Source organism: Arachnia sp. (assembly GCF_057238465.1).
The window spans coordinates 236,936-263,068 of record NZ_DBHHFZ010000003.1; the positions used below are offsets into that span (position 1 = coordinate 236,936).

21 protein-coding genes are annotated in these 26,133 nt (G+C 67.2%); 15 read left to right on the forward strand and 6 right to left on the reverse strand.

The genetic code is table 11. The features are described from left to right. Positions 1-5: 5 nt before the first annotated feature. The 3 genes from ACO6D6_RS05055 to ACO6D6_RS05065 all read right to left on the reverse strand — a co-directional run bounded on the left by ACO6D6_RS05055 (position 6) and on the right by ACO6D6_RS05065 (position 3,130). Positions 6-620 (reverse strand): YveK family protein, encoded by a 615-nt coding sequence (locus ACO6D6_RS05055; protein ID WP_484783764.1) that lies wholly within the window; start codon positions 618-620, stop codon positions 6-8. Between the two features lie 8 nt (positions 621-628). Next, complete coding sequence (locus ACO6D6_RS05060; protein ID WP_484783766.1) at positions 629-1,924, reverse strand: nucleotide sugar dehydrogenase; 1,296 nt, start codon at positions 1,922-1,924, stop codon at positions 629-631. A gap of 120 nt (positions 1,925-2,044) precedes the next feature. After that, positions 2,045-3,130, reverse strand: a complete 1,086-nt coding sequence (locus tag ACO6D6_RS05065) for a glycosyltransferase (protein WP_484783768.1) — start codon at positions 3,128-3,130, stop codon at positions 2,045-2,047. A 67-nt stretch (positions 3,131-3,197) separates the two neighbouring features. Here ACO6D6_RS05065 and ACO6D6_RS05070 point away from each other — a divergent pair, with 67 nt between their 5' ends. From ACO6D6_RS05070 to ACO6D6_RS05080, 3 genes are all read left to right on the forward strand, one after another. Then, complete coding sequence (locus ACO6D6_RS05070; protein WP_484783770.1) at positions 3,198-4,487, forward strand: O-antigen ligase family protein; 1,290 nt, start codon at positions 3,198-3,200, stop codon at positions 4,485-4,487. After that, positions 4,480-5,808: a lipopolysaccharide biosynthesis protein gene (locus tag ACO6D6_RS05075; RefSeq protein WP_484783772.1), complete on the forward strand. Its 1,329-nt coding sequence runs from the start codon at positions 4,480-4,482 to the stop codon at positions 5,806-5,808. Before ACO6D6_RS05070 ends, ACO6D6_RS05075 begins: the two co-directional genes overlap by 8 nt. A 332-nt stretch (positions 5,809-6,140) precedes the next feature. After that, the gene (locus ACO6D6_RS05080; RefSeq protein WP_484783774.1) at positions 6,141-6,779 is read left to right on the forward strand and encodes a PIG-L deacetylase family protein; all 639 of its coding nucleotides are present in this window, start codon (positions 6,141-6,143) and stop codon (positions 6,777-6,779) included. A gap of 18 nt (positions 6,780-6,797) precedes the next feature. On the opposite strand, the gene ACO6D6_RS05085 is transcribed toward ACO6D6_RS05080, so the two are convergent. Continuing rightward, a complete protein-coding gene (locus tag ACO6D6_RS05085) occupies positions 6,798-8,651 on the reverse strand; it encodes an SDR family NAD(P)-dependent oxidoreductase (RefSeq protein ID WP_484783776.1) in 1,854 nt (617 codons plus the stop codon). Positions 8,652-8,796: 145 nt separating this feature from the next. On the opposite strand from ACO6D6_RS05085, the gene ACO6D6_RS05090 reads away from it, so the two are divergent. The 9 genes from ACO6D6_RS05090 (at position 8,797) to ACO6D6_RS05130 (ending at position 19,457) form a co-directional block, all read left to right on the forward strand. Then, positions 8,797-10,125, forward strand: a complete 1,329-nt coding sequence (locus ACO6D6_RS05090; protein WP_484783778.1) for an O-antigen ligase family protein — start codon at positions 8,797-8,799, stop codon at positions 10,123-10,125. Further along, complete coding sequence (locus ACO6D6_RS05095; RefSeq protein ID WP_484783779.1) at positions 10,122-11,201, forward strand: glycosyltransferase; 1,080 nt, start codon at positions 10,122-10,124, stop codon at positions 11,199-11,201. The genes ACO6D6_RS05090 and ACO6D6_RS05095 overlap by 4 nt, the downstream gene beginning before the upstream one ends. A 46-nt stretch (positions 11,202-11,247) precedes the next feature. Next, entirely contained in the window at positions 11,248-12,501 is a 1,254-nt protein-coding gene (locus ACO6D6_RS05100) for a glycosyltransferase family 4 protein (protein WP_484783781.1), read from the forward strand. A gap of 52 nt (positions 12,502-12,553) precedes the next feature. Next, entirely contained in the window at positions 12,554-13,711 is a 1,158-nt protein-coding gene (locus ACO6D6_RS05105) for a DegT/DnrJ/EryC1/StrS family aminotransferase (protein ID WP_484783783.1), read from the forward strand. Continuing rightward, on the forward strand, positions 13,708-14,325 hold the full coding sequence (locus ACO6D6_RS05110) for a sugar transferase (RefSeq protein WP_484783785.1): 618 nt from the start codon (positions 13,708-13,710) through the stop codon (positions 14,323-14,325). The genes ACO6D6_RS05105 and ACO6D6_RS05110 overlap by 4 nt, the downstream gene beginning before the upstream one ends. A gap of 137 nt (positions 14,326-14,462) precedes the next feature. Next, positions 14,463-16,010: a sodium-dependent transporter gene (locus ACO6D6_RS05115; RefSeq protein ID WP_484783787.1), complete on the forward strand. Its 1,548-nt coding sequence runs from the start codon at positions 14,463-14,465 to the stop codon at positions 16,008-16,010. Continuing rightward, a complete protein-coding gene (locus ACO6D6_RS05120; protein WP_484783789.1) occupies positions 16,007-16,141 on the forward strand; it encodes a methionine/alanine import family NSS transporter small subunit in 135 nt (44 codons plus the stop codon). The genes ACO6D6_RS05115 and ACO6D6_RS05120 overlap by 4 nt, the downstream gene beginning before the upstream one ends. 38 nt (positions 16,142-16,179) lie before the next feature. Then, on the forward strand, positions 16,180-18,558 hold the full coding sequence (locus ACO6D6_RS05125; RefSeq protein WP_484783790.1) for a transglycosylase domain-containing protein: 2,379 nt from the start codon (positions 16,180-16,182) through the stop codon (positions 18,556-18,558). After that, entirely contained in the window at positions 18,555-19,457 is a 903-nt protein-coding gene (locus tag ACO6D6_RS05130) for a metallophosphoesterase (protein WP_484783792.1), read from the forward strand. Before ACO6D6_RS05125 ends, ACO6D6_RS05130 begins: the two co-directional genes overlap by 4 nt. 122 nt (positions 19,458-19,579) lie before the next feature. Here ACO6D6_RS05130 and ACO6D6_RS05135 read toward each other — a convergent pair whose 3' ends face one another. Next, complete coding sequence (locus ACO6D6_RS05135) at positions 19,580-20,032, reverse strand: DUF6301 family protein (RefSeq protein ID WP_484783794.1); 453 nt, start codon at positions 20,030-20,032, stop codon at positions 19,580-19,582. Between the two features lie 81 nt (positions 20,033-20,113). Between ACO6D6_RS05135 and ACO6D6_RS05140 the strand changes: the two genes are divergently transcribed. The 3 genes from ACO6D6_RS05140 (at position 20,114) to ACO6D6_RS05150 (ending at position 22,652) form a co-directional block, all read left to right on the forward strand. Continuing rightward, positions 20,114-20,701: an LURP-one-related/scramblase family protein gene (locus ACO6D6_RS05140; protein ID WP_484783796.1), complete on the forward strand. Its 588-nt coding sequence runs from the start codon at positions 20,114-20,116 to the stop codon at positions 20,699-20,701. 283 nt (positions 20,702-20,984) lie between these two features. Then, positions 20,985-21,395 carry a YchJ family protein gene (locus ACO6D6_RS05145; protein WP_484783798.1) on the forward strand — a complete coding sequence of 137 codons (411 nt, stop codon included), beginning with the start codon at positions 20,985-20,987 and terminating at the stop codon, positions 21,393-21,395. Positions 21,396-21,410: 15 nt separating this feature from the next. Next, positions 21,411-22,652 carry an MFS transporter gene (locus ACO6D6_RS05150; RefSeq protein ID WP_484783799.1) on the forward strand — a complete coding sequence of 414 codons (1,242 nt, stop codon included), beginning with the start codon at positions 21,411-21,413 and terminating at the stop codon, positions 22,650-22,652. A 144-nt stretch (positions 22,653-22,796) separates the two neighbouring features. Here ACO6D6_RS05150 and ACO6D6_RS05155 read toward each other — a convergent pair whose 3' ends face one another. Next, the gene (locus tag ACO6D6_RS05155; protein ID WP_484783800.1) at positions 22,797-26,114 is read right to left on the reverse strand and encodes a hypothetical protein; all 3,318 of its coding nucleotides are present in this window, start codon (positions 26,112-26,114) and stop codon (positions 22,797-22,799) included. Between the last annotated feature and the right edge of the window lie 19 nt (positions 26,115-26,133).

A 26,133-nucleotide genomic window follows, 5' to 3' on the forward strand; every position in this document is an offset into this window, starting at 1 on the left:
CGAGGTCAGGATCGGCGGGGCAGGATGGCTGCGGTTCCCACCCCGACCATCACGCTCACCAGGAACACAGCGGCCAGTAGCACGGCCCGTCCCGAACGCGCCGGGCCCACCGTCACCTGGGGCAGGGGATCGAGTCCGATGCGCAAGTATTCCGGCGACTGGGCGAATGCCTTGGGGGCGTTCTCGGCGAGGCTGGCGGAGACGTCACGCAGCAGGGCCTCGGCCTTGTCCGGGTCCGGGTCCGTGACGGACAGTGAGACGCTGATGAGGCTCGGGGTCTCGAAGGTCACGCGCTCGGTGAGCGCCTGAAGGTTCGGGATGTCGGGGTGTTTCTCCAGGATCGGGCCGCCGACCGACGGGTGCTTCAGCAGAGCCGTGTAGGTGGTCACCAACGCGGGCAGCATCGCGGCCTGCTGGGTGGCCTGGGATTCAGCGGTCGTCTCGGGGAACTTGAACACAAGGAGCTGCTTGGCGGTCTGCCCCTCGGGTTTCGTGAGCACCCAGCCGCATCCGACGGCGAAGACGATCAGGAAGGACAGCAGAAGAGCGACTTTCCTCTTCCAGACGCGTCCCAGCAGTTCGGGAATGTTCAGGATCCGGCTCTGCGCTTCGTTTTCCATGGTTTGCTTCACTCTCCGTCACCGATTCGGAAGAACGCTGTGCCGTCGAAGTTCTCGCGCTTCAGCATTCCGCGTCCGTCGATGATTGCTTGGATTCCGGGTAGGTCTGTGGGGGTGAGGTCGAGGTATTCGGGATGGTCGGCCTGGAGGATCGCGGCATCAACCGGTTCACCCAACCGGTAGGGGGTGAACCCGAACCGGGTGAGTTCCTCATCGCTGTACATCGGATCATGCACCAACACCACGGCCCCCTTCGAGGCGAGGATTTCGACGGTGGGGAACACACCCGAGAACGCGGTCTCCTTCACCCTGCCCCGATACGAGGCACCCAACACCACCACACGACGACCCGCCAGATCCCCCAACAGGCCCTCGACCAAACCAATCGCATACCCCGGCATGGTCATGTTCGCCTCCCGGGCAACCCGCACAATCGACGCCTCCGGATCGGTGTAGAGATACAACCGCGGGTAGACGGGGATGCAGTGCCCACCAACCGCGATACCCGGCCGGTGAATATGACTGTAAGGCTGCGAGTTCGACGCCTCAATCACCTTGTACACATCAATCCCATGCGCGGCGGCGAACTTCCCGAACTGGTTGGCCAACCCAATGTTGACATCCCGATACGTGGTCTCAGCCAGCTTCGCCATCTCCGCGGCCTCCGCCGACCCCATGTCCCACACCCCATTGCCCCGCGGCAGATCAGGACGCTCATCAAAACTCAACACCCGCTGATAGAAGTCAACACCCTTCGCGGTGCCCTCCGCAGAGAGCCCACCAACCAGCTTCGGATACTTCCGCAGATCCTCAAACACCCGCCCCGTCAACACCCGCTCCGGGGAGAACACCAGATGGAAGTCCCGGCCCTCCACCAAACCGGAGACCTCCTCGATCAACGGCTTCCACCTGCCCCGGGTGGTACCAACCGGCAACGTCGTCTCATACGACACCAAAGTCCCCGGGGTGAGGTGCTCCGCGAAGGACCGGGTAGCGGCCTCCATCCAACCAAAATCAGGCTGCCAGGTCTCATCATTGACGAACAACGGCACAACGATCACGATCGCATCGACCCCCGGAATCGCCTCCGAGTAGTCACAGGTGGCACGCAACCCCCCGGCCGGCACCAACCTCGACAGTTTCTCCTGCAGATGAGCCTCACCCGGGAACGGCTCAACACCGGCATTGACCGCATCCACCACGGCCTGCTGAACATCAACACCCACAACCTCGTGCCCCATGTCAGCAAACTGGACAGCCAACGGCAACCCAATCTTCCCGAGTGCGATGACGGCAATCTTCACGAACGAATCCTCCCAACGGTGAATGTGGCGCGCTGCCGCAGGTGATTCTACCCATCGGGATTCGCGGATCCCGCACAAGCGGTCGACCGGCTGCCCCTCGTCATCGACGATTCCCCTTCCTCAGGTGCCGTTCGACACGCCGAGGTAGGAGCTGAGAGCCCCGGCCGAGGCCCTGCCGTTGTGCCAGCTGCGCGTGAACTCGACCCCGTCTCGTCCCAACGGATGGTAGTGGTCGCGGTTCTCGACGATCTTGACTATGGTCTCCTCGAGTTCGTCAGGGGTGGTCTGCACGATGGGCGGGACCTCGGGCATCAGGTCCAGCACCGGGCCGGCGAGACGCCCGACGGTGATCCGGCCGGCGCTCATGGCCTCGATGGCCGCCACCCCGTAGGAGCCGGCCAGCAGCTGGTCCACCACGATGTCGACGCCGTGCACGAGGGAACGCATCTCAGAGTGTGGGATCGACTCGGGGCAGACGTACTCGATCTTTCCCGCGCGGTCGAGCTTCCGGAGCACCGGATCCACGAACTGGGTGCCCTTGATCGGGGGGTTGCGTTTGCTCGGGACGTGCAGCACCCGCGGTTTGTCACGTTCCAGCAGCGGGGCGTCGGTTCTCCAAGCGTTGAGGTTCAGGCAGACCGGTAGCCACTCGCCGTCCTCCAGGTCGATCCCCAGGTCGGGGGTGGAGTAGAAAACCGGTCGCCCGGAGCTCTCCGCGATGGCGCGGTGCAGCCGGGCGGCGCGGGCCAAGTCGTCACGCCATTCCGCATCCCCGGCGAGATACATGGACCATTTCCCGTTGATCTCGATGTGACGGCGGGGGTCGCGGACATCGCTTCCGTGCGCGATCAGAGCAGTTTTGTAGCCCGCCATGTTCAGCCAGGCGAGGTCGCCGGCGAACTTGTGTCTGCGTTTCAGGTGGAAATAGGGCTCGAAACCGTCGAGGGCGACGTGGGTGACGTTCGCGAACAGTTTCCTGCTTCGTATCCCGCGCGCCATCGGGTTCCGGAACAGGGCGCGATGAATGGGTTTGTCGACATCGAATCGGAAGCCGCCCTTGCCGACCGGCGCCTCAGCGAACGACCACGCGCTCACCTTGAGGTATTTCTCGACGGCGGCGGCCCAGGCGGTCGCCTGCCCGGCATAGTTCGCCGGACCGATGGCCAGACTCGGCGGTTTCAAACTTTTCGAGGTGTGGTCCGACACGGCCCAAGGCTATCGCAGCGACGAGCAACCCGGGGAGTCCCGTCTGCGGACCTCCTATACTTGCCGCGTGCCGAGCCAAGCCAGGACGTGGGTCGGGCCGCTCGCTTTGGCAGCGGCCTTTCTGCTCCCGATCCTCGCGACCGTCGCCCTGTACCTGCCCGGCGGGTTGTTGATGCCGGCCCGGTTGGTGACGCTGCTGCTGGCGGGGATCGCGGTGGCGCAGTTTCTTTTCCGCCGTGAACCGCCGCCCAGGGGTGTCGGCGTCGCGGTGGGGACGGTGTGTGGCGTGTTCGTGGTTTGCGGGATCGTGGGGGCCATCCGGTTCCCGGGGGCCTCGTCGGTCGAGGTGGCGACGGTGTTCTTCCTGTTGCTCGGGCTGGCCGCTTCCCTGGTCCTGTCGGAGCGTCTCCGTTTCGTGGGTGCGTTGATCGCGGGTTGGGAGGTTTCGGCCGCGCTGGCGGCCGTGGTCGCGATCTGGGAGGTCGTGACCGCCAAGCATCTGCCACTCAGCGTGGGCACCCGTTCCTTCGAGGGCGTCGAGGACTGGAACGAGATCACGTCCTTCTTCGACAACCCGAACCTCTACGCCTACCACTGCGTCGTGGCGCTCCTGTTGCTGCCGATGGCGTGGGGTTTGCTGGGGAGTTCCCGGTGGCGGTGGGTGTTGCCCGTTCAGGGTTTGCTGTTGACCGGGTTGTTGTTGCGTTCCCACGGTCAGATGGCGTTCATGGCCTTCGTCCTGGGCGCCGCTTGGTGGTGTGCGAGGTCGCGGTGGGGACGGGTCGCGTTGCTGGGTGGGCTCGTCACCGTGGCGGGCACCATGGCCCTGCGGTTGCCTCCCGGGTGGAACCTGTACCGTTTCGTGGAGGTTGCCCTCGACGGCCTCCGCTGGGAGGACAAGTCGGCCTACATCCGTGCGCATCTTGTGCAGAGCGGCTGGTGGATCTCGGAACGCACCGGTTTCCTCGGTGCCGGACCCGGGGGGTTCGAACGGATGGCCCTGGACGAGGCGAATCCCCACCGATCCACTGGTTTCTCGAACGCCCATTGGGGAATGATCGAGGTGCTCGTCAACTACGGGGCCCCGACCCTGGTGGCGCTGTTGGCCGCCCTGGCGGCCGGGGTGGTGTGGGCGGCGCGTTCCGCGCGGAGGCTCCGGATCGGCGGCGACTCCGCGGGGGCCGCTGTGATATTCGGGGCGGGCGTGCTGGCGTTGACCCTGCCGGTGGTGTCCATGTCGCACTCGACGTGGCTGGTGCAGCCGCTGACCTCGGTGCATCTGATGATCTTGGTGGCGGCCTTCGCCGTCGGCGGGCGACGCCTCGGGAAATTGGAAGAATCTGGAAGTAATGATTGAGAAGCTCCGCGACAAGCTGTCGAAGCACGAGTTCCTGAAACACGTGCTGGTGCTCATGAGCGGCACCACCATCGCCCAAGCCATCCCGATCGCGGCCTCTCCCATCATCTCGCGTCTCTACTCGCCCCACGAGGTGGGGGTCTTCACGATCTTCATGTCCTTCGTGGCGGCCCTGGTGACGGTGTGCACGGGACGCTACGAACTGGCCGTGGTGCTGCCCCCCGAAGAACCCGAGGCGCGGGCGCTGGTGAAGCTGTCACAGCGGGTCAGCACCTGGGTCTGCGCCATCGCCGGCGCCATCCTGCTGCTGTTCGGGGGCCCCATCAGCGAGGCCGTCAACGCCCCCGAGGTGAGGTTCTGGCTGCCCTTCGCGGGCCTGGTGGCCTGGGCCTACGCGCAGGTGTCGATCTTCAACTACTGGTGCAACCGGCGCAAGAAGTACCGCCTGATGGGCACCAACCGGATCAACCAGCAGGCCACCACCGTCAGCACCCAGCTCGGCATGGGGTTCCTCCACTTCGGGACCACGGGGCTGATCGTCTCCACGCTGCTGGGGCAGCTGGCGGCCAGCTTCACCATGTGGCTAAAGAACCGCTCCGAGGTGAAGGAACAGCCGGTCGGCTCGCTGAGGGCCGTCGCCTCCGAGCACAGGAAGATGCCGCTGGCAAACGCCCCGGTGGCGGCCCTCGACGCGGTCCGCACGGAGGGCACCCCGCTCATGATGGCCGCGATGTTCTCGACTGCCGCGACGGGCCAGTTCGGGCAGGCCTGGAAGTTGCTGCAAACCCCCGCCAGCCTGATCAACACGAGCCTCTCGCAGGTGTTCTTCAGGTCCTTGGCGACGACCCCGCGAGGTCACATGTCGTCGCTGGTGCGCAAGAGCATTCTGCGTTCCGCCCTCATTGGCGCGGTTCCGTTCCTGATCATTTTCTTCGCCTCCCCACCGCTGTTTCCCTTCGTTTTCGGTGATCGCTGGGCCGAGGCCGGTTTGATCGGCTCCGCCCTGGTTCCATGGCTGTACGTGAACTTCATCACCTCGCCGATCTCCATGCTGTTCGTGGTGACCCGTCGGCAGGGAATCCAGCTCTGGTTCGCGATCCCGTTCACCGCCACCCCATTCGTGTCGATGCTCCTGTTCCACGACAACATCCTCCAGGGCATCTGGGCGCTGTCCCTGGCCATGGCGACGATGTTGTTGGTGTTCCTGGGGTTGGCGCTGTGGGTGGCGTACTCCTACGACCGGGAGACCGAACCCGAGCCCGACAAGCCAGCCGAGGCCACGGAGGAGCCCGTGGAAACCGAGGAGCAGACCACCGACTGACCGGCAGGCCGGCTCCTTGAAGCTCCTTCTATCACCCGGGTTGGAGCTCTCCTCATACCTCGGTCCATTCCTTTCCGAAGCGCTTTTTCTTCACGACCCGAGGGGTTACGCTTCCGGCGTGCCCCGGTTCGGGAGGTGCCCGATCGGGCACCTCCCGGCATCCACCGGAAAGCACACCAGGTATTGATTGAGGTGTTTCCACCGAACGGCAAAGCCGCAACACCGCCGCGTCGCCGTCGGGAATTCCTCGAAACGGAAATTCCCGGGTCCTCCCGGCGACAATTCGGGTCTGACCCCGGGAATGCTCCCGGGCCGGCGGAAAGGCAAGCACCTTGAACCTCCCACGACGCATCCTCGTCCTCGCCCCGCACACGGATGACGCCGAACTCGGGGCGGGCGCCTCCATTGCGAAATGGATCGAGGAGGGCAGTGAAGTCCACGTCTGTGTGTTCTCGACGGCGGAGGATTCCCTTCCGAAGGGATCGCAGCCAACCCGCCTCGCGGAGGAATGTCACGCATCCCTGGATGTGCTGGGCGTCCGCGACGACCGACGCATCGTCTTCCGCTACCCGGTGCGCAAGCTCAGCTACCACCGGCAGGACGTGCTGGAGAGCATGGTGCAGCTCGGGCAGGAGATCGCCCCGGAGTGGGTGGTCATCCCATCCGGTTCCGACCTCCACCAGGACCACGCCACCATCCACGACGAGGCCCTGCGCGCCTTCAAACACAAGACCGTGCTGGGCTACGAGCTTCCCTGGAACCACATCACCTTCTGCGCCTCGGCCTTCGTGACCTTGGAGCGCCGGCACCTCGACAGGAAATGGGAGGCCCTGACCCGCTACACCTCCCAGCTCGAACTGGGCAGGCCGTATTTCACCAAGGAGTTCCACGAGTCCCTGGCCCGGGTGCGGGGCCTCCAGGTCAAGAGCGACTGGGCCGAGGCGTTCGAACTGATCCGCGTGGTTTTCTGACCCCTGCGGGGCCTCCGGTCAGCTCTCGGGGCGTTCCAGTTCGATGCCGTCGAGACCCTCCCGGGCCTCCTGCAGCGACTTCTTCCGGGCGGCCTCCGCGTTGTGCTGGTGGGTGAGTTTCGTCAGCGACTCCGGATCGGAGCCGTCGACGGTGTCCAGCAGCTCCGGGTCGAGCGGCGGGACGCTGACCCGGTTGATCAGCTCGTGGTTGGTGGCGGTGCGTTCCTCGTCGCCGCTGAACAGCACCTCGTGCATCTTCTCGTTGGGACGCAGACCCGTGAAGATGATCTTGATGTTCTTCCCGGAGCGGCGGATGAGACCCTTGGCGACGTCGAGGATGCGCACGGGCTCACCCATGTCGAGCACCAGCACGTCGGCGGGCCGCCCGATGGCTCCGGCCTGGATGGTCAGCTCGCAGGCCTCCGGGATGGTCATGAAGTAGCGGGTGATGTCGGGGTGGGTGACGGTCAGCGGGCCGCCCGCCTCGATCTGGGCGGTGAAGGTGTGCAGCATCGAGCCGCGCGAGCCCAGCACGTTGCCGAACCGCACCGAGAGCCAGGTGCGGCCCGTCTTGTGGGCGTAGAACGCGGTCAGTTCCTCGGCCAGGCGTTTGGTCTTGCCCAGCACGCTGGTGGCGTCGGCGGCCTTGTCGGTGGAGACGTTGACGAGCCGCTGCACCCCGTACTTCTCGGCTGCGCGCAGCACGTTGAGGGTGCCGAGGGTGTTGGTCTTCCAACCCTCGAGGGGGTATTGCTCCAGCATCGGGAGGTGTTTCAGCGCCGCGGCGTGGAACAGCACGTCGGGGCGGTGGTCGGCGAACACCTTGTCCAGGGCGTCGTAGTCGCGGATGTCGCAGAGCACCATGTTCGGGGTGTCCAGGAGACCCTGGTTGAAGATCGACAGCTGCGTGCCGTGCAGACCGGACTCGTCGCGGTCCAGCATCACGAGTTCCTTGGGGCCGAAACGGTAGACCTGCCGCGCGATCTCCGAACCGATGGACCCGCCCGCCCCTGTGATGAGAACGACCTTCCCGGACAGGTAGTCGGCGATCTCACCCAGGTTGGTGTGGATCTGGGCGCGACCCAGCAGGTCGGTGACGTCGAGGGCGTGGAGGTTGGACAGCTGCACCTGTCCGCTGACGATCTCGCGGGTCGGCGGCATGACCAGGACCTTCAGGTCGGCCTCGTCGGCGATCGCGGAGATCTCGCGCATGAACTGCCGGTCCGCCGTCGGGATCGCGACTATCACGGTGCGGGCCCCGTTCCGGGACGCGGCGTCCACGAGGTTCTCGCGCGTGCCGAGCACCTTCGCGCCGGAGATGTGGAGGTTCTTGCGGCTCGGGTCGTCGTCGATGAAACCGACGATGCGGTAGGGGGCGTCGGGGTCGTACTCGAGGAGCCGGCCGAGCTGCTGACCCGCGTTGCCCGCGCCGTAGACGATCACCGGTTCCGCGGACGAGTCGTGCCGCGACGGCCGCATCACGGAGCGGGCGATGAACCGTCCGGCGGCCATGAGGATCACGGCGACGAAGGGCACCGTGAAGGTCACGACCCTGGGGTAGGTGGAGGGGGCGTAGAGGGCGAACAGCACAGCGAGCCCTGCGCCGATCCCCAGCGCCACGACCGCGAGGAGCGAGGTTTCCTCGAACGACGCGATGCCGTGCCTGCCCCGGTAGAGCTTGGTGGCGAACCCGATGGCGATCTGCAGCGCCATCGCGGAGGCCGCGTAGATGAAAACTATCTGGGTCTGTTCACCGGTGAGGACGAAGTTGTAGCGGGTCAGCACGAGCCCCAGGGCGGCAACCGCCCAGGTCAAGGCGTCCCAGACCGCCAGTCCGGTCCGCACCAGACCGATGCGATTACTCTTGCTCAACGCTTCACTCCTCACAGCCGGAACCTCAAGCGCGATCCTATCGCGGTCGGCGGGGCGAACCGCCCGGCCGGGCCCCGCGCGCCGACCGGAAAACCGGGCCGCGTGGTAGCGTTGCGGCATTGTCCCGACCCGGTTTCGAGAGGTGATGGTGCCCGAGCGCGACGCCCCGACCAACGGATGGCGCATGCTCGGGACGGTTGTTTCGTTCGGTGTCGTCCCCCTGATCCTGCTCCTCGGCGTGGTCGATTCCAGGCGGATGCCGAACGGCCAGTTCGGGCCGTGGACGCTTTTCCTGATCGTCGGTGGCGTGGCCGTCGCCGCCGGGGTGCCGTTGGCTTTGAAGGCGGGGGCCTGGGCGCGCACCTCCCGTCCCGGACGCTGGCTGGTCGCGGCCTTCGCGGCGCTGATCGCCTGGGGAATCGTCTCGGGTCTCAGCCACGTCCAGGTCGCCTACGAACGTCTCGGTTCCCGGGGGTCGGTCGTCGTTCCCCACGTCTACGTCGTGGTGCCGATGCTGAGCGCGCTGATCGCCTGCCTGCTGGGCTGGGCCGTCGCCCACGCCATCGAGCGACGACTCCTGCCCGCGCTGCTGGCCTGCGTCGGTTGGGCGGTCCTGGCGGTGGTGGCCGTGGCGATGGTCCGGATGGCGATCAGCGGCTCCTGGGGGCAGCGCCTCAACACCCCCATGGCGGGGGCCGCGAGCGTCCACGTCGCCCTGCTGCTGGGGGCGGCGGGCTTCCTGGGGCTGGCGGCCGCGGGACGGGCACGCGTGTTGAACGCGACCGCGGCGTGCGCCACCCTGCTGGGTTTGTTCCTGACGGCCTCCCGCGCGGGGGTGGCCTCGGCGGGGGTGCTGCTCCTGGTGCTCCTGTTCAGGTGGCGTCCGCGACGCCACGCCGTCGCCTTCCGGCTGGCCCTGGGCGGGATCGTGGTGGCTGCGGTCGCGGGTTTGGCGCTGCTGCACCCGGAATTCTCGCGGCTGCTGAGCCTCACCGACGAGTACCGCGCACGGAACACCGAGACGGGCCTGGTGGCCGTTTCCCAGGACCTCGTGACGCTGCTGTTCGGCAAGGGCGAGGCAACGATGTGGCCGTGGATGGCCTACGAGTCCGGTCTGGTGCGTCTCGAACCCGACTGGGACCTGTGGACCCCGTTCGGTCCGGTGCTGCCGAATCCGCACTCCACCTACCTGTGGGCCTTCGTGGAGTTGGGGATCGTGGGTCTGGTGCTGCTGCTGGCGGCCCTGTGGCCGGTGCTGCGGGGCGGGCTGCGCCGGGGACTGCCGCCGCTGGTGACCCCGGTGGCGATGGCGCTGCTGCTGTCGCTGGTCTCGTTCGCCACCGACACCCACCTGGTCAAGAACTTCCCCGTCGCCCTGGTGTGGTGGTTCGGGGCCTTCGTGATGCTGCGCGTCATCACCGAGGACGACGGAACCGGGACCGAGGTCCCCGTCGAGGAAAGGAACAGGTCGTGAGAATCCTGCTGCTGGGCAATGCCGCGTCGATACACACCGTGAAGTGGATCAACGGGTTGGCCTCCCGTGGACACGAGGTTCACCTGGCCACCCAGGACGACGCCGCCGAACACCGGATCTCGGACGAGGTGAGGGTCCACCGGATGCGTCACGGCGGCGGGCTCGGCTATTTCCGCAACTCCGGTCAGCTGCGGCGGCTCGTCGCCGCGATCGGACCGGACGTGGTCAACGCCCACTACGCCAGCGGCTACGGCACCACCCTCAACCTCGCCCGCCTGAAGGTTCCCACCGTCATGAACGTGTGGGGTTCGGACGTCTACGACTTCCCCCACACCTCGTGGCTGCACCGGGCGTTGATCCGTTCGAACCTGCGCCGCCCCACCCGGATCGCCTCGACGAGCCGCTGCATGGCCAGGGAGATCGTTCCCCTCATCGAGAACCGCGACGTCGCGATCACGCCCTTCGGTGTGGACGTGGCGGCCTTCTCCCCGCCGGAACCCGACGAGCGGCCGACGGGGCTGATCGGGACCATCAAGAAACTCGACTCCAAGTACGGCATCGACACCCTCATCGAGGCGTTCGCGAAACTGGAGTCGCAGGTGCGGCTCGTGATCGCGGGCAGCGGACCGGACCGGGAGGCCCTGGAGGCCCTGGCCACCCGGCTCGGGGTTGGGGATCGCGTCGACTTCCTGGGGGCGATCCCGAACTCGGAGGTCCCCGACCTGCTGCGACGGTTGGACGTCTACGTCGCCCTGAGCCGCCTGGACTCGGAGAGTTTCGGGGTGGCGATCGTGGAGGCCGCGGCCTGTTCCTGCCCGACGCTCGTCTCCGACGCGGCCGGGCCCGCCGAGGTGGTCGTAGACGGGAAGACGGGGATCATCGTTGCCCGCGACGACGCGGACGCGGCCGCCGCGGCCCTGACCCGGTTGCTGCAGGACCCGGACCTGGCGCGGCGGATGGGAGAGGCCGGCAGGCGCCACGTGGTCGCCAACTACTCGTGGGATCACTGCCTGGAGGTGATGGAGGAGGTCTACGAGACCGCCATCGCCGACCACCGGGCAGGCAGGCGACGCTGAGAGGCGCGACGGGGTAGCATCGTCGGCCACCACAGGAAGGATCCCAATGAGCGCAGCACCGAGCCCCCCGGGCTCGCACCGTCACGTCTGGATCGTCAACCACTACGCCGACATCCCCTCCAAGGACGGCGGATCCGCGCGACACCTGGACCTGGCCCGTTACCTGCCGGAGCACGGCTGGTCGGCCTCCCTGATCGTCGCCAGCACCACCTACCCGCAGGGGAAGCAGGCGATGAAGGGGTTCCGGTTCAGGAAGATCACCGAGGAGCTCGGCGTGCCGGCGTTGTGGGTGCGCACCATGGCCTACGGCACCTCGACGGCCCTGCGCTTCGTCGGGATGGTGATCTTCGCCCTGATGACCCTGATGCCGGGCATGACCCGCGGGTTGCGCCGCCCCGATGTGGTGATCGGCAGCACCGTGCATCCGTTCGCGGCCTGGGCGGGCATGCGACTGGCCCGCCGCTACCGGGTGCCGTTCATCTACGAGATCCGCGACGTCTGGCCCGAGACCCTGATCCATCTCGGCAAGCTGTCGGAGAGCAGCCCGCTGGCGAAGGTGATGTCGCGGTTGTCGCTGAAGCTGTGCCGCAGGGCCTCGCTGGTGCTGTCCCCGCTGCCCCACGTCGACGAGTACCTGCGGGAGAACGGCATGGCCGACAAACCCTTCCTGTGGGTTTCCAACGGTTTCGACGGTGCCCCGGAGGATCCCGAACCGACCCTGCCGGAACGCGACACCTTCACCTTCATGTACCTCGGCAACCACAGCACCGGCGATGTCCTGGACGGCGTGATCGAGGCCTTCGACAAGGCCAGCGCCGCCCGCCCCGACCTGGAGCTGAGGTTGCGGCTCGTCGGCGACGGCACCCTCAAACCGGAGCTGCAGAAACAGGCCGCGGCCCTCCCGTCGGCGGCGAACATCGTCTTCGACGACTGGATTGCACCGACGAAGGTGCTGGAGCGTTCCCGGGAGGCCGACTGCCTGACGGGCAGCCTCCTCGACAGCCCCCTCTACCGCTACGGGATCAGCCTGAACAAGATGTTCAGCTACATGTACGCCTTCCGTCCGGTGGTGTTCGCCACCAGCGCCCCGAACAACCCGGTGCGCGAGGCGGATTCCGGGATCGTCGTGGCGGGCGACGACCGCGAGGCGCTGGCCGCGGCGATGGTGGAGATGGCCTCCGCCCCGATCGAGCGGCGCAGGCAGTGGGCGAGGAACGGTTACCGCCACCTGCAGGAGCACTACACCCCGCGGATCCTCGCGGGCCTGCTCGCCGAGGGTCTCGACTCGGTGACCCGCTGAGAGGTTCCGCACGCGGATGCCGCCGCGGGCCGGGGAAAGGTATCCTCGGCCCGTGACCGAACGCATCTTCCTCTCCCCACCCGACATGACCTCCTTGGAGCAGGAGGCGCTGTCCCGCGCCTTCGCGGGGGGCTGGATCGCGCCGCTGGGCCCGGAGGTGGACGCGTTCGAGACGGAGCTGGCCGCCTACTGCGACCGCAAGCACGCCGTCGCCCTGTCCTCCGGCACCGCTGCCCTGCACCTGGCGGGCCTCACCCTGGGGTTCAAACCGGGGGACGTGGTGGTCACCGCGTCGATGACGTTCGCCGCCACCACCAATGCGATCCTCTACACGGGCGCCACCCCCGTGCTGGTGGACTCCACCCCCGAGGGTGACATCGACGTGGAACTGACCCGGCAAGCCGTCGCCGAGCAGCGGGACAAGGGACGCAACGTCGTCGCGATCGTGCCCGTCGACCTGCTGGGCCACGTCGTCGACCAGGAGGGTCTCAGGTCGGTGGCCGACGAGTTCGGGCTGCGCATCCTCAACGACGCCGCCGAGTCGCTGGGCGCGGTGCACAGGGGCCGGCCCGCCGCGGCCTACGGGGACCTGGCGGCCGTGTCCTTCAACGGCAACAAGGTGATCACCACCTCCGGTGGTGGCGCGGTGCTCACCGACGATGCGGAGCACGCCTCCCACATCCGCTACCTCGCCACCCAGGCCCGCCAGCCGGTGCTGCACTACGAACACACCGACGTCGGCTACAACTACCGTTTGTCGAATCTGCTGGCGGCGCTGGGACGTTCCCAGCTGGAGCGGCTGCCCCGGATGCTGGAGCGTCGGCGCCAGCACCGCCTGTTCTACCGCGCCCTGTTCGACGGGGTCCCGGGAGTCACGTTCTTCGGGCAACCCGACGGCTCCGAGCATCCCATCGGCCAGGGCGACCACGACAACTTCTGGCTGACCTCGGTCGTCATCGACCCGCGGGTCGCGGGTTTCTCCCGTGACGACGTGATCAAGGCCCTGGCCGACGACAACATCGAGTCGCGGCCGCTGTGGAAACCGATGCACCTGCAGCCGGTGTTCCGGCATCTCGACGCCTACGTCAACGGCAACTCCGAGCGCCTGTTCGCCAACGGCGTCTCCCTGCCGAGCGGATCGGCCCTCGACGACGCCGCCATGAAACGCGTCGCCGAGAGTCTGCGCACCGTCATCGGACGGTCCCGATGAGACGCCGCCCCTACGACCTCTTGAAACGGGCCCTCGACATCCTGATCGCGGGCCTGGCGCTGATCCTGACCGCCCCGATCCAGCTGGTGGTGGCGCTGCTGGTGCGCATCAACCTGGGTTCCCCGGTGCTGTTCAAGCAGGAAAGACCGGGCAGGAGCGGTCGCATGTTCAAGATGTACAAGTTCCGCACCATGCGCGACATCACCGAGGATCTCGTCAGCGACGAGGACCGCATCACCCCGTTCGGTTCGTGGCTGCGCTCCACCAGCCTCGATGAACTTCCCGAACTGTTCAACGTTCTCAAGGGCGACATGTCGATAGTGGGTCCCAGGCCCCTGCTGCCGGAGTACCTCCCGCTGTACACGGCCCGGCAGGCCCGCCGTCACGAGGTGCGGCCCGGGGTGACGGGCCTGGCGCAGGTCAAGGGCCGCAACGCGATGCCGTGGGCGGAACGTCTGGCCTGGGACGTGCGCTACGTCGAGACCCGCTCCTTCGCCCTCGACTGCCGCATCGTCCTGGACACCTTCAAGGTGGTGCTCGCACGTGAGGGCATCACCGAGGAGGGGCAGGTGGCCATGACCGACTTCGAGGGCGCCCCGGACGTGGAGGTCTGAAAAATCGCCCATTTCGTGGACATTTTTTCGTTTCACATCCCGGACGTACTAGGTTGAAGCGTTCGTCGTGAAAGTTCCGCGGCCCTCGGGAGCACAACCCAGCCGCGGGACCTCGTAAAATCCTTGGAGCTGATTCGATGGAAAAGCGTGTGCCCAAGCAGGAGAGCTTCAACTCCCGCAACTACTTCATCCTGGCGGCCATCGGGTCGGCCGTCGGGTTGGGCAACATCTGGCGCTTCCCGTACGTCGCGTTCAAGAACGGTGGCGGGGCATTCATCCTTCCCTACCTGATCGCGCTGCTGGCGGTGGGCATCCCGCTGCTGTTCTTCGACTACGCCCTCGGGCACCGCTACCGCGGCTCGGCCCCGCTTTCGCTGCGGCGGATGGGGCGCTGGACGGAGAGCCTCGGCTGGTGGCAGGTGATGGTCTGCTTCGTGATCGGCATCTACTACGCGGCCATCATCGGCTGGGCCGGGATGTACACCCTCTTCAGCATCAACCAGGCCTGGGGGTCCGACCCGAAGGCCTTCCTGATGCAGGATTTCCTGCACGTCGCGGACACCCCGGGGGTCGGCCTCGACTTCGTGCCCTCGCTGTTCGTCCCGATCCTGGCGGTGTGGGCGGTCACCCTGATCACCGTCGCGCTGGGAGTCAACAAGGGCCTGGCGATGGTGAACAAGATCTTCATGCCGCTGCTGGTTGTGATGTTCCTGATCCTGGTGGTGCAGTCGCTGTTCCTGCCCGGCGCGGGCACGGGAGTGAACGCCTTGTTCACCCCCGATTGGAGCGCGCTCGGTGACCCCGCGGTGTGGGCGGCGGCCTTCGGACAGATCTTCTACTCGCTGTCGGTCGGGTTCGGCATCATGCTGACCTACTCCTCCTACCTGAAGCGCCGCACCGACCTGACCGGTTCCGGTCTGGTCGTCGGTTTCGCCAACTCCGGTTTCGAGCTGCTGGCGGGTATCGGTGTCTTCGCGGCCCTCGGTTTCATGGCGAACCAGGCGGGCCTCGGGGTTTCCGATGTCGCCGGCCAGGGCCTCACGCTGGCCTTCGTGGCCTTCCCGACGATCATCTCCCAGGCCCCGCTGGGTTCCCTGATGGGTGTGCTGTTCTTCGCCTCCCTGACGGTGGCGGGGCTGACGTCGCTGCTGAGCATCGTCGAGGTGGTCGTCTCCGCGGTGCGTGACAAGCTGGGCATCCCCAAGGTGCAGGCCACCCTCGTGATCGGCATCCCGATGACCATCCTGTCCGTCTTCCTGCTGTCCACCACCACCGGGCTGTACTTCCTCGACATCACCGACGAGTTCATCAACAAGTACGGCATCCTCGGCGGCGCCCTGGCCTGCATCATCGCGACGGTGTGGATCGTCCGCAAACTCCCGGTGCTGCGCAACCACCTCAACCGTTTCTCCAGTTTCAAGGTGGGTTGGGGCTGGATGGCGCTGGTCGGCGTTGCCGCACCCCTGGTGCTGGGCTACATGCTGATCAACGACTTCATCAGCAAGCTCGGCAAACCCTACGAGAACTACCCGCAGCACCTGCTGGTGATCTTCGGCTGGGGCATGTCCGCGGCGCTTGTCATCATCGCAGTGGTTTTGACACTGCTCCCCTGGAGGCGCAGTATCCACACCAAGTTCGACGAACAGAACAACGAACACGAGGTTTCCGAGGAGGTATCCGCATGAATGCAGCGGCCATCGTCATGATGATCGTCGCCATCCTGACCCTGTGGGGTGGGCTGGCCGCCGCGACCGTGAGCCTGTTCCGCCGGCCGGATCTGTCCGCCCTGGACGACGAAATCCCCCAGGAGGCATGAATCTTGGCCTGTCGTGAACCTCACGTACACTTTGGGCCATGAAGACGCGCGCGCCCAGAAGCAGGGGCAAATCCGTGGCGATGTTCTTGGCCGTCAGCGTACTGTGTGGGCTTCTGCTCTCAGGGTTGGCGGTACCGTTCGTCGCTCTCGCAAGCGGCTTCACCAAGGCGGCTTCCGACAACATGCAGTACCTGCCGGCGGAGTTCGAGACCCCGCCGCAGTCGGAGAAGTCCAAGATCCTGATGGCCGACGGATCGGAGCTGGCCACCTTCTTCGAGGAGAACCGCACCTACGTCGCACTCGAGCAGATCTCCCCGCTGATGCAGAAGGCGCAGATCGCCATCGAGGATCACCGCTTCTACGAGCACGGAGCCATTGACCTCCAGGGCCTGGGGCGCGCTTTCATCCGCACCCTCAGCGGCTCCACCCAGGGCGCCTCCACCCTCACCCAGCAGTACGTGAAGCAGGTGCAGATCGAGGCGGCCAAGGACCGCGGCGACGAGGAGGGCGTGCAGGCCGCGCAGGCCGTCAGCATCGACCGCAAGATCCGTGAGATGCGTTACGCCATGGCGGTCGAGGAACGTTTCAGCAAGAACGAGATCCTGGAGCGCTACCTGAACATCGCCTACTACGGCGACGGCGCCTACGGGGTCGAGGCGGCCGCGCACCACTACTGGAACACCACCGCCAAGGACCTGACCCTCGCCCAGGCCGCGATGCTGGCTGGCATCGTCCAGAACCCCGTCGCCTACAACCCGGTGAAGAACCCCGAGAAGGCCATCGAGCGCCGCAACCAGGTGTTGAAGCGGATGGCCTCCTCCGAAGTGGGGGTCATCACCAAGGAGGAAGCGGATGCCGCCATGCAGGAGGGCTTCGACAAGTCCAACCTGCAGACCACCCCGAACGGCTGCACCGCCTCCCAGTTCCCGATCCTCTGTGACTACGTGGTGCGCACCCTGACCTCCGATCAGATGCCCTCGCTGGGATCATCCAACGAGGAGCGGACGAACCGGCTCAAGCGCGGCGGCCTGACCATCAAGACCCTCATCGACCCGGCGGCCCAGCAGGCCGCGGAGGCGGCCGTCTCTCAGACCGTCGGTGCCACGGACCCGGTCTGGGGTGGGTCCGTGCTGATCCAGCCGAGCACCGGCCTGATCACCGCCATGGCCCAGAGCCGCACCAAACTGGGCAGCGGCGAGGGCGAGACCTGGCAGAACGTCAATGTGTCCACCCAGTACGGCGGTATCGAGGGCTTCCAGCCCGGGTCGACCTTCAAACCCTTCGTGATAGGCGCCGCCCTGGAGCAGGGCGTGCCGACCAGCACCTCTTTCGACGCCCCGCAAACCATGCAGTTCAGGGGAGCGAAGTTCAAGAACTGTGAGGGCACGTTCACCTTCAATGGCAACTGGGAACCCAAGAACTACGACAAGGCCTACGGCGTCATCGACATGCTGAAGGCCACCCAGAACTCGGTGAACACCTACTTCGTCCAGCTGGAGCAGAAGGTGGGCATCTGCGCCTCCATCGACATGGCCCAGAAACTCGGTGTGAAACTCGCCGACGGCACCGACATGCGCAACATGGCGGGCTACCCGTCGTGGGTGCTCGGCACCGCGTACGTGACGCCGCTGTCCATGGCCGAGGCCTACGCCACGTTCGCGAACCGGGGGGTGCACTGCAACCCGATCATCCTGCAGAGCGTGCAGGCCAAGGACGGCACCGAGATCGAGATCCCGTCGGCCGACTGCAAGAAGGTGATCGAACCCGAGGTGGCCGACGGCGTCAACCACGTACTTTCGACGGTCATGACCCAGGGCACGGGTAGCAGGGCGCGCATGTCGGACGGCAGACCCCAGGCGGGCAAGACCGGAACCACCGACGACTCCATGTCCGTGTGGTTCGCCGGTTACACCCCCGACATGGCGGGCGTGGCCTACATCGCAGTCGACAACATCAACCCGTACTACCAGAACCACAAGAAGTCGATCGACGGGATGCGGCTGTCCACGGGCACCGTCCTGGAGGGTTCTGGTGGCAAGGACGCGGGCGGCATCTGGCGGGCCGCGATGGCGGCGGCACTCAAGGGCGTCTCCCCCACCAGCTTCGAGGCCCCGAACAAGCGGGTCCTGGAGGGCGAGAAGATCCCGATCCCGAGCGTCGCGGGCATGAGCTACGAGGAGGCGAAACAGACCCTCGAGGATGCCGGGTTCACCACGGCCAGGATGGATGTCTTCAGCCCCCAGCCCGCTGGAACCTATCTGGGCAAGATCAGCCCCTCGGGTAGCGCGGCGAAGTTCTCCACCATCCGGATGCAGTTCTCCAAGGGACCCCAGCCGACCACCGCCCCGACGGTGGGGCCCCCGACGGCCGCCCCAGGGCAGCCGATACCCTCCCCGGTCCCGACCGGTGAACGGTGACAACGCCGTTCAAGGTGGCGAGGGGGCTCGCCGCGGTGGCGGCGGGCTGCTTCGCCTGGGGATTGGTGGAGGCCACCCGTTTCCGGGTGCGTCACGTGACGGTTCCGATGCTGCCCGCGGGTGGGCCTGAGCTGCGGATACTGCATCTCAGCGACATTCACCTGCTGCCCGGCCAGCAGCTGAAACTGAACTTCCTGCGGTCGCTGGCGGAGCTGGAACCCGACTTGGTGATCAACACCGGCGACAACATCGCCAGCGACGCCGCGACGCAGCCTTTGATGTCGGCGCTGGGACGGTTGCAGGAGGTGCCGGGCGGGTTCGTCTTCGGGTCCAACGACTACCACAAACCGGAGTTCAAGAACCCGCTGTGCTACGTCCTCCGGGGGCGTTCCGAGGTGTCCGGGACCCCCCCGGAGCGGCTGGCCACCGACCAGCTGCGGGAGGCCCTGACCCGCAGCGGCGCCTGGCTTGACCTGAACGACCGCCGAGCCGTCGTCGAGGCCGGTGGGTATCGCATCGAGCTGCGCGGCACCGACGACGCCCACCACGACCTGGACCACTACCCCGCCGTCGTCGGGCCCCCCTCCGCTGGGGTGGATCTCAGCCTGGGTGTCACACACGCCCCGTACCGCCGCATCCTGGATGCCATGACAGCCGACGGGGTGGAGTTGATCCTCGCTGGTCACACCCACGGAGGCCAGGTGTGTGTTCCCGGTCACGGGGCGTTGACCACCAACTGTGACCTCCCGACGGACCGTGTCAAGGGCCTGTCGGAGCACAGGGTGGGGGAGCACCACGCCTGGCTGCACGTCTCGGCCGGGATCGGCACCTCGCCGTTCGCCCCGTACCGCTTCGCCTGCCCCCCGGAGGTCACGGTCCTGACCCTGGTGGCGCGCTGACCAAAACCCTCCAAAGCCGGCTGAGTCGAAACCACCCGGCAACCGAAAACCAAACCCGACCACATGCCCCGAGGCGATCACCATGGTTTAGACACGACCGGCTCAACCGGCTTCGGGCCGGCTCATCCGTAGATGAAAGACCCTTGGGGTGTGAAGAAGGTCGAGAGGATCAGGTCGGGGCCGCCGACGATCTCGGCGACGGTGTTGTTGGGAAGCCGCCAGGCGACGGTTGGGTCCTCGCTCGGGTCGGTGTAGAACGCTTTGCCCCAGGCCTGCGTCCCGGCGGTTTCGTAGGAGACGAACAGCTCGTTCAGTCTCGCGGCTTCCTCCTCGGATTCGCCCGGGGGTTTGATGAGGGGGAAGGACATGTTGTGGATTCCTCCCGATCTGCCCCCGAACAGCACCATCCGTCTCGACCCGCTGGTGAAGTCCACCACGAACTCCCAGGGCCTGTCGGTCGGGGACCATCCGAAACCGACGGCCGTTGCCCGGAAGGCATCAAGGGTGAGGGGCCAGGGCAGCCTGGCGAGCTGGTCGGCCCAGGCCACGAAGTCTTCGGCACTCAGCGGGTTCATGACCCCTCCTTGGATCAAACGGCCATCGCATTTCCCCCTGCGTCAGCCTATCCTGAGCCTCCGGCCTCCTACCCTTGGGATATGAGCAGTCAAGCAGGTCTCCTGAATCAGGATCTACTCATCCTGCAGCAGTTCCGCAGCGGTCTCTCCCCCGAGTTCGACATCCTCGACGACCAGGGACGGGTCGTCGGCATGGTGGCTGGCACGGAGAGCGGTACCCGTCGATTCTTCCTGGGGGCTCGCGAGTTCGACGTGCTGGATACCGACGGCAGCCGGTTGGCGCACGTCAGCGACGTTCGTGACCTCTGGCGGGACACCTACGAGATCGTGCGAGGTGACGGTTCCATGTTGGCGACCATCACCAGGAAGGTGGCGTTCTTCTCCCACAGGTTCTCCATCGCGCTCACCACCGGGGAGGAGTTCACGGTGGAGGGAAATTTCTTCGACCGCGAGTTCGATGTGGTCAACGCGAACAGCGGAGGGGCCGTCGCGCAGGTCAGCAGGGAGCGGGTGGGCTTCGCCAAGGCGTTTCTCGGCCACGACCGGTACGCCCTGTACTACCCTGCCGGCACCTCCCCGGACCAGCGGTTGGCAATTCTCGGCGGCATGATCGCCCTGGATCTGATGCGTTCCAAGGACGCCAATTCCGCGGCCAGCAACAGCTCGTGAGCGACCCTCCTCCCCGAAGCTGGCTGAGCCCACACATGAGCGACCCTCCTCCCCGAAACTGGTTGAGCCGGACCGCGAGGAACGAGCGGCCCGAGTCGAAACCACCTCTGGCACCCGGTAGCCAGACCCGACCACAGGACCACCCACACCCTCACCGAGGTTTCGACTCGGGTCGCTTCTTCGTCGCAGGCCGGCTGAACCATTCGCCCTCCCCCGACCTCACCATTTCCCATTTGACGACATCGATTGAGCGTTATTGACCGTCAGGCGACATACTGGGTTTGTGAGCGATCCCCCCGACATCTGCCCCTGCGACACCGGTCGCCCCTACGAGACGTGCTGTGGCCCCCTCCACGACGGCAGCCGACCCGCGGCCACCGCGGTCACCTTGATGCGCTCGCGGTACAGCGCCTACGCGCTGGGGCTCAATGATTACCTGTTGGAGACCTGGCATCCCAACACCCGCCCCGAATCGATCGATCCCGAACCCGGACTCCGCTGGACCGGCCTGACCATCGAACACAGCGGAGCAGGCAAGGCCTGGGACGAGGAGGGAATGGTCGCGTTCTCGGCCTCCTGGGAGGAGAACGACCAGACCGGCACCATGCGGGAGGTCAGTTCCTTCCTCCGGGTGGACGGCCGCTGGTTCTACGTCAACGGCATCCCCCACACCGCGGGCCACCACACCCCCTGAGGGGCACGAGAAGACGTGACGAAACGGGCCGGCCCCACCGGCTCCCACGCGAGGCAAGTGCTGGTCGTCTCGGTGGCGCAGGCGCTCAATGCGTTCGGCAGCGGCATCGCCCCCATAGCGGTGGCCTTCGCGCTGCTGGGTGACCGCGACGGGGTGGCGAAGTTCTCGGCCGTGCTGGCGGTGGGTGCGCTGGCCCCGGTGGTGATGACCCTCGCGGGGGGTGTCCTGGCGGACCGGGGACGCAGCCCGATCCGCACCACCCAGGTGCTGCGGTGCCTGGCGGGTGTGGTGCAGGTTCTGCTCTGGGTGGGTCTGCTGCACGCCAGGTCGAGCATCGTCGTGATCGGCGGTCTGTTGTTCCTGGGGGAGGCGTTGTCCTCCCTGACCCTTCCGTCGTCGCGGCGGATGATCGCCGAGGTCGTCGAGGGCGAGGAGTTGACCAGGGCCGTCGCGACGCAGGCGACGCTGGTCAATCTGGCGCGGATCGCCTCGCCGGCCGTCGCCGGTGTCCTGATCAGCGTGGTCTCCGCCGAAGTGGCCGTCCTGGTCGACGCGACGACCTTCCTGCTCTCCGCGGCACTCCTGCTGGCGGTCGGGAAAGGTTCCGGTCCTGCCGGCGGCGATGTAGACGAATCGGATGCCGGGGTTTCTGCCGGGGGGTTTCGTGCGCTCCTGCGGGGCTCGCCGTGGCTGGTGGCCTGCGCCGTCTGTGGTTTCCTCGCGGCCGGCGCGTGGCTATCCGGTTATCAGCTGCTCGGGCCCGTGCTGGCCGCCCGCAGTTACGGCGGTGCCGCCGGCTGGGCGATGTTCTCCACCGCCCATGTCGCGGGCCTGCTGGTGGGTGGTGTCGCGACCCGCTGGGTTCCCGATTCGAGGCCGCTGCTGGTCTCCTCCGTCTGTTCCGCGGTGGCCGCCGTCGCTTTTCTCCCGCCGGGTCTCGGCCTGCCCGGTGCGGTGGTGGTCGCCGGGTTCTTCCTGGCGGCCGTCGCATTGGGGATGGCGATGAACCTCTGGTTCGTCGGATGTGTGAAGGTGCTGCCGAAACACTTCCTGGGTCGCGCCATGGCGGTTTCCAGTTCGAGCGAGCTGGCGGGCGGGTTCGTCCTCATCTGGGCCTGCGGGCTGCTTCTTCCGCACGTCTGTCCCGCTCTGCTGGCCCTCGCGTGTGCCGGGGTGCTGCTGCTGTCGGGAATCGCGCAGGTGTGGGCGCTGTTGGTCTGGCCTCCCACCCCGACGGCCCCACGAACCACCCACTGACCCCCACCCTCGATGTCGTTATGTCATTTGGAAAGGTTCTGTCGAGATCGTGAAAGATTTTGTGGCGTGTACGGTACAAATTCTTTCCAAATGACATAACGACGGGAGGGGCCGGGGTCGGGACGGGAGGTCGGGACGAAGTGGCTACCGGGGGCCGACGTGGATTTCCCGGGCCCAGGCGGCGACGGCCGGCACCGGGTGGGAGCGGGCGGTTCGCAGCCGGGCGCGCCAGGCGTCGTCCCAGCCCACCTCTTCGCCCGCGTGCCCCAGCAGCGCCAGGGCGATCGCTCCCCCGACCGGGTCGCCGCGGGCCAGCAGTTCGTCGGTGACCTCGGCGAAATCGACGTGCAGCCGCGCCTCACGCAGCTCTTCGAGCGTCTGCTGGGTGAGTTCGAGAAGTTCGCGGGCGCGCAGCGGATCGGTGACGACCTCGGCGAGCTCGGTCAGATCGGCCAGCGGATCGTTCCAGTCGGTGGCGGCCAGCAGCACCTGCCAGTGCTGCCGGGCCGTGTGCGGGAAGGCCGCCAGGGCCGCGGCCAGTTCCTTCAACCGGGCGCGCCGCTCCATCCGGACCCGGGGGCCGTACGGCAGGAGAGCGGCGACCACGTCCTCCAGCAGGCGCTGGTTGGGAAGTTCCTCCATGGAATCGTCCGGCTCGTCCGCTGCTGCCGCGGCGATCCCGGCCACCGCCACCAGCAGCATGCCCCAGCGCAACCCGGAACCCGCGCTGCCCAGCGCCCGGACCGCGGCCTCCCGGACGGGAATCTCCTTCGAGGAGAGCAGTTCGACGATTCGCCCGGTGATCTTCGGGGTCCAGAAACCCCACTTGGGCAGGGCGTCCACCAGTGCCGGTTCCGGCCAGGCCTTCGCGAGGATCTCCCCGAACCTGCCCCGGTGCCTGGCCGACATCCGGCCCGGGTCGATGCCGGCCAGGACGATGGCGGACTCGCGACCACCCGCCGCGGCCTCGGACAGCGCCTCCCACGCCCATTCGTCGCCGAGGAGTTCGATCAGCCCTGCGGTCGCCGCCAGCCGCACGTCACGGTGGATGGTGACATCCATTGCCAGGTCAACCAGCATTTCGGCGGCCTCGGGACGGTGCAGGCGCGCCACCTGCCGCACGGCCTGTTTGCGGACGTTCACCTTCCGCCACTGGTCGGTGGCGACGACCATCAGCGCCTCGGTGGTCTCGGCGGGCGGCAGTTCGTCGATGACACGGTTGGCGGCCAGCATCGCGGCCGGGGCGAGGTCGGTGTCCAGCACGGTCAAAAAATCCGTCAGCGACCACTCCACCGCGGGAGACCGGAACGCCGCCGTCAGCTGCGCCTCCCGGATCACGGTTTCCGGGCTGTCCGGTTCGAGCGCGTCGGGGGCGAGCCAGGGAAGCCGGCCCAGCACCTCGACGGCGGCCAGCCGCCGCCACCGGTCCTGGGTTTCGTCGTCGACGAACCTGGCCAGGGCCTGCGAGTAGGAGCGGCTCTGCTCGGGCAGCCACCCGTCGAAGGGCCCCGGGGCGATCCCGACATAGGGGGTATCGTCGTGCAGGCGCCCGGAGATCGGGATCTTCCGGTACAAAATGGCTGCCAGATCGGGACGGTGACGGCAGATGTCCGCCTGGACGTGTCCGAGGGTCGCGAACGAGGGATCGAGTTTCAGCAGTCCCGCCAGCCTTTCGCCGCGGGTCCGCGGGGGCGCCAGCCACACCAGGATTGCGCGGTCGATGGTGTTGGGGTCGTGGGATCTGATGGCCCGGCGCAGGATGCCGGTGATCTCCGGCAGGTCGTGGCGGTCGCGGCCCAGCAGCACGGCCAGGCAGTTCACCTGGTCGTATTCTCCCCGGTCGGCCTCGGTCCTGAAGGTCTGCGAGAATCCCGCCACCAGGGTTTTCGCGGCGGCGGCCGGGATGGGCAGGAACAGTTTCCCGCCCACGCCCAGGACCCGGCCGGCGGCAAGGACCGCCCGGGCGGAGCAGGAACCGGGCAGCCAGGCCAGCAGCTCCACCTGCTCCTGGACCGGTTCCCCCAGCTGGGCCCGGTGGACCAGCAGCCGCCAGAGCGCGCCCTGCAGGTTCATGAAGGTGGCGGAGGATGTGTCGCGGGCGTCGATCAGTATGCCCGCCAGCTTCTTCAGGCGTTCGATGGGGATCAGCTCGAGGGTCCGGCCGCTGGCCACCGCGAGGGCCGACATCGCCGTGTTCCGCACCGGGTCCTGTTCACCTGCCAGGGCCTCGATGCGAGCGAACGCGACCACCACCGCCCGCGGGTCGCGGCTGCGCAGCGCGGCTGCTAGGACCGCCCGCCAGGCGGCTCCGCGTTCCTCGGCGTCGCTGGAGTTCAGGCAGGGTTCGGCGACGGTGATGGCCTCGCCGGGAGCGAGGCAGGCGGCCAGCCACAGCTGATCTCCCCGCGCCTGGTTGACGGGCAGCGCCGCCATCCGGGCCGCCTCGGTCTCCCGCAGCTCCCGGGGCAGGGCGTCGAGCAGTTCCTCGCTCCATTCCCGGTCGCGCAGCTCGACACCCTCGTAGGCGTCGCTGAAGGCCTGGGCCCGTTCCCGTGGCGGCAGGCCCCGCAGGAGGTCGGCCACCCGGCGGTCGTCGTTGCGTTCGGCGCGCAGGATACGGGCGCGTTGTTCCCGGTTCAGTTCCCGGAAACGCCGGCGCACCTGTTTGCGCAGCACGACGCCACCCCAGAGCCAGTCGGTTGGGGTGGCCGCCAAGAGCCGGGACATCTCCTCGGGGGCAGCGTTCAGCAGCGTCCCGGCGACGCCACGAAACAGCGGCGGCAGCCCCTGCGAGGCCTCCGAGGCGGCCAGCAGGAGCGCCAGTTCCCGGGGACGGTTGTGGGCCAGGTGACGTGCGGCGGGCGCGGCCCACAACCAGATCGCGGAGCGGCGATCCGTCGGTGCCCCCTCGAGACGACGACGCAGCTCGGCCAGCAGGGCGTCGGGATGCCGGTTCGCCAGGGCCGCCAGGTTCGGCACCAGGTCGCCCAGTTCGGGCATGTGATCCGCGACGACCTCGGGGTCGCAGGCGATCAACAACCCTGCGCGTTCCCGGTCGGGCAGGGGGGCCGCCAGCAGCGCCGCCGCCAGTTCGTGATGGCCCTCGTCGATGATCCGGCGGCGAAGGCGTCGCCGCTCCCCGATCGGCCGGGTCGCGTAGTCGGCGGCAAAGGCCTCCGGATCCTTCACCCTGAGGGGAAGACAGGCCGCGGCCCGGAGCCGGACGCGCCGCGACGAGTGCTTGGCGAGTTCCCGCAGCCGGTCCTCGTCGCCCAGCGCCTTGGCGGCCTCCACCGCCAGCAGGGCGTGGTAGCTGGACTTCCCCGCCAAGGCGTTGAGCAGCACCCGTAGCCGCGGATCGTCGGCGTGCGCGCGGACGAGTTTCACGACGTGGTGCACCCGGCTGGAGTGCGACGTGACGGGCAGGCTGCGGTTCAGGGCCGGCAACGATGGCAGGGGCACCCATTGAGGCTATCGGATG

Excerpts from the sequence above, each read along its gene's own strand:
- ACO6D6_RS05120 (WP_484783789.1), top strand. The coding sequence starts at position 16,007 with ATGAATGCAGCGGCCATCGTCATGATGATCGTCGCCATCCTGACCCTG.
- ACO6D6_RS05110 (WP_484783785.1), top strand. The coding sequence starts at position 13,708 with ATGAGACGCCGCCCCTACGACCTCTTGAAACGGGCCCTCGACATCCTG.
- ACO6D6_RS05140 (WP_484783796.1), top strand. The coding sequence starts at position 20,114 with ATGAGCAGTCAAGCAGGTCTCCTGAATCAGGATCTACTCATCCTGCAG.
- ACO6D6_RS05055 (WP_484783764.1), bottom strand. The coding sequence starts at position 620 with ATGGAAAACGAAGCGCAGAGCCGGATCCTGAACATTCCCGAACTGCTG.
- ACO6D6_RS05125 (WP_484783790.1), top strand. The coding sequence starts at position 16,180 with ATGAAGACGCGCGCGCCCAGAAGCAGGGGCAAATCCGTGGCGATGTTC.
- ACO6D6_RS05090 (WP_484783778.1), top strand. The coding sequence starts at position 8,797 with ATGGTGCCCGAGCGCGACGCCCCGACCAACGGATGGCGCATGCTCGGG.
- ACO6D6_RS05115 (WP_484783787.1), top strand. The coding sequence starts at position 14,463 with ATGGAAAAGCGTGTGCCCAAGCAGGAGAGCTTCAACTCCCGCAACTAC.
- ACO6D6_RS05075 (WP_484783772.1), top strand. The coding sequence starts at position 4,480 with ATGATTGAGAAGCTCCGCGACAAGCTGTCGAAGCACGAGTTCCTGAAA.
- ACO6D6_RS05100 (WP_484783781.1), top strand. The coding sequence starts at position 11,248 with ATGAGCGCAGCACCGAGCCCCCCGGGCTCGCACCGTCACGTCTGGATC.
- ACO6D6_RS05135 (WP_484783794.1), bottom strand. The coding sequence starts at position 20,032 with ATGAACCCGCTGAGTGCCGAAGACTTCGTGGCCTGGGCCGACCAGCTC.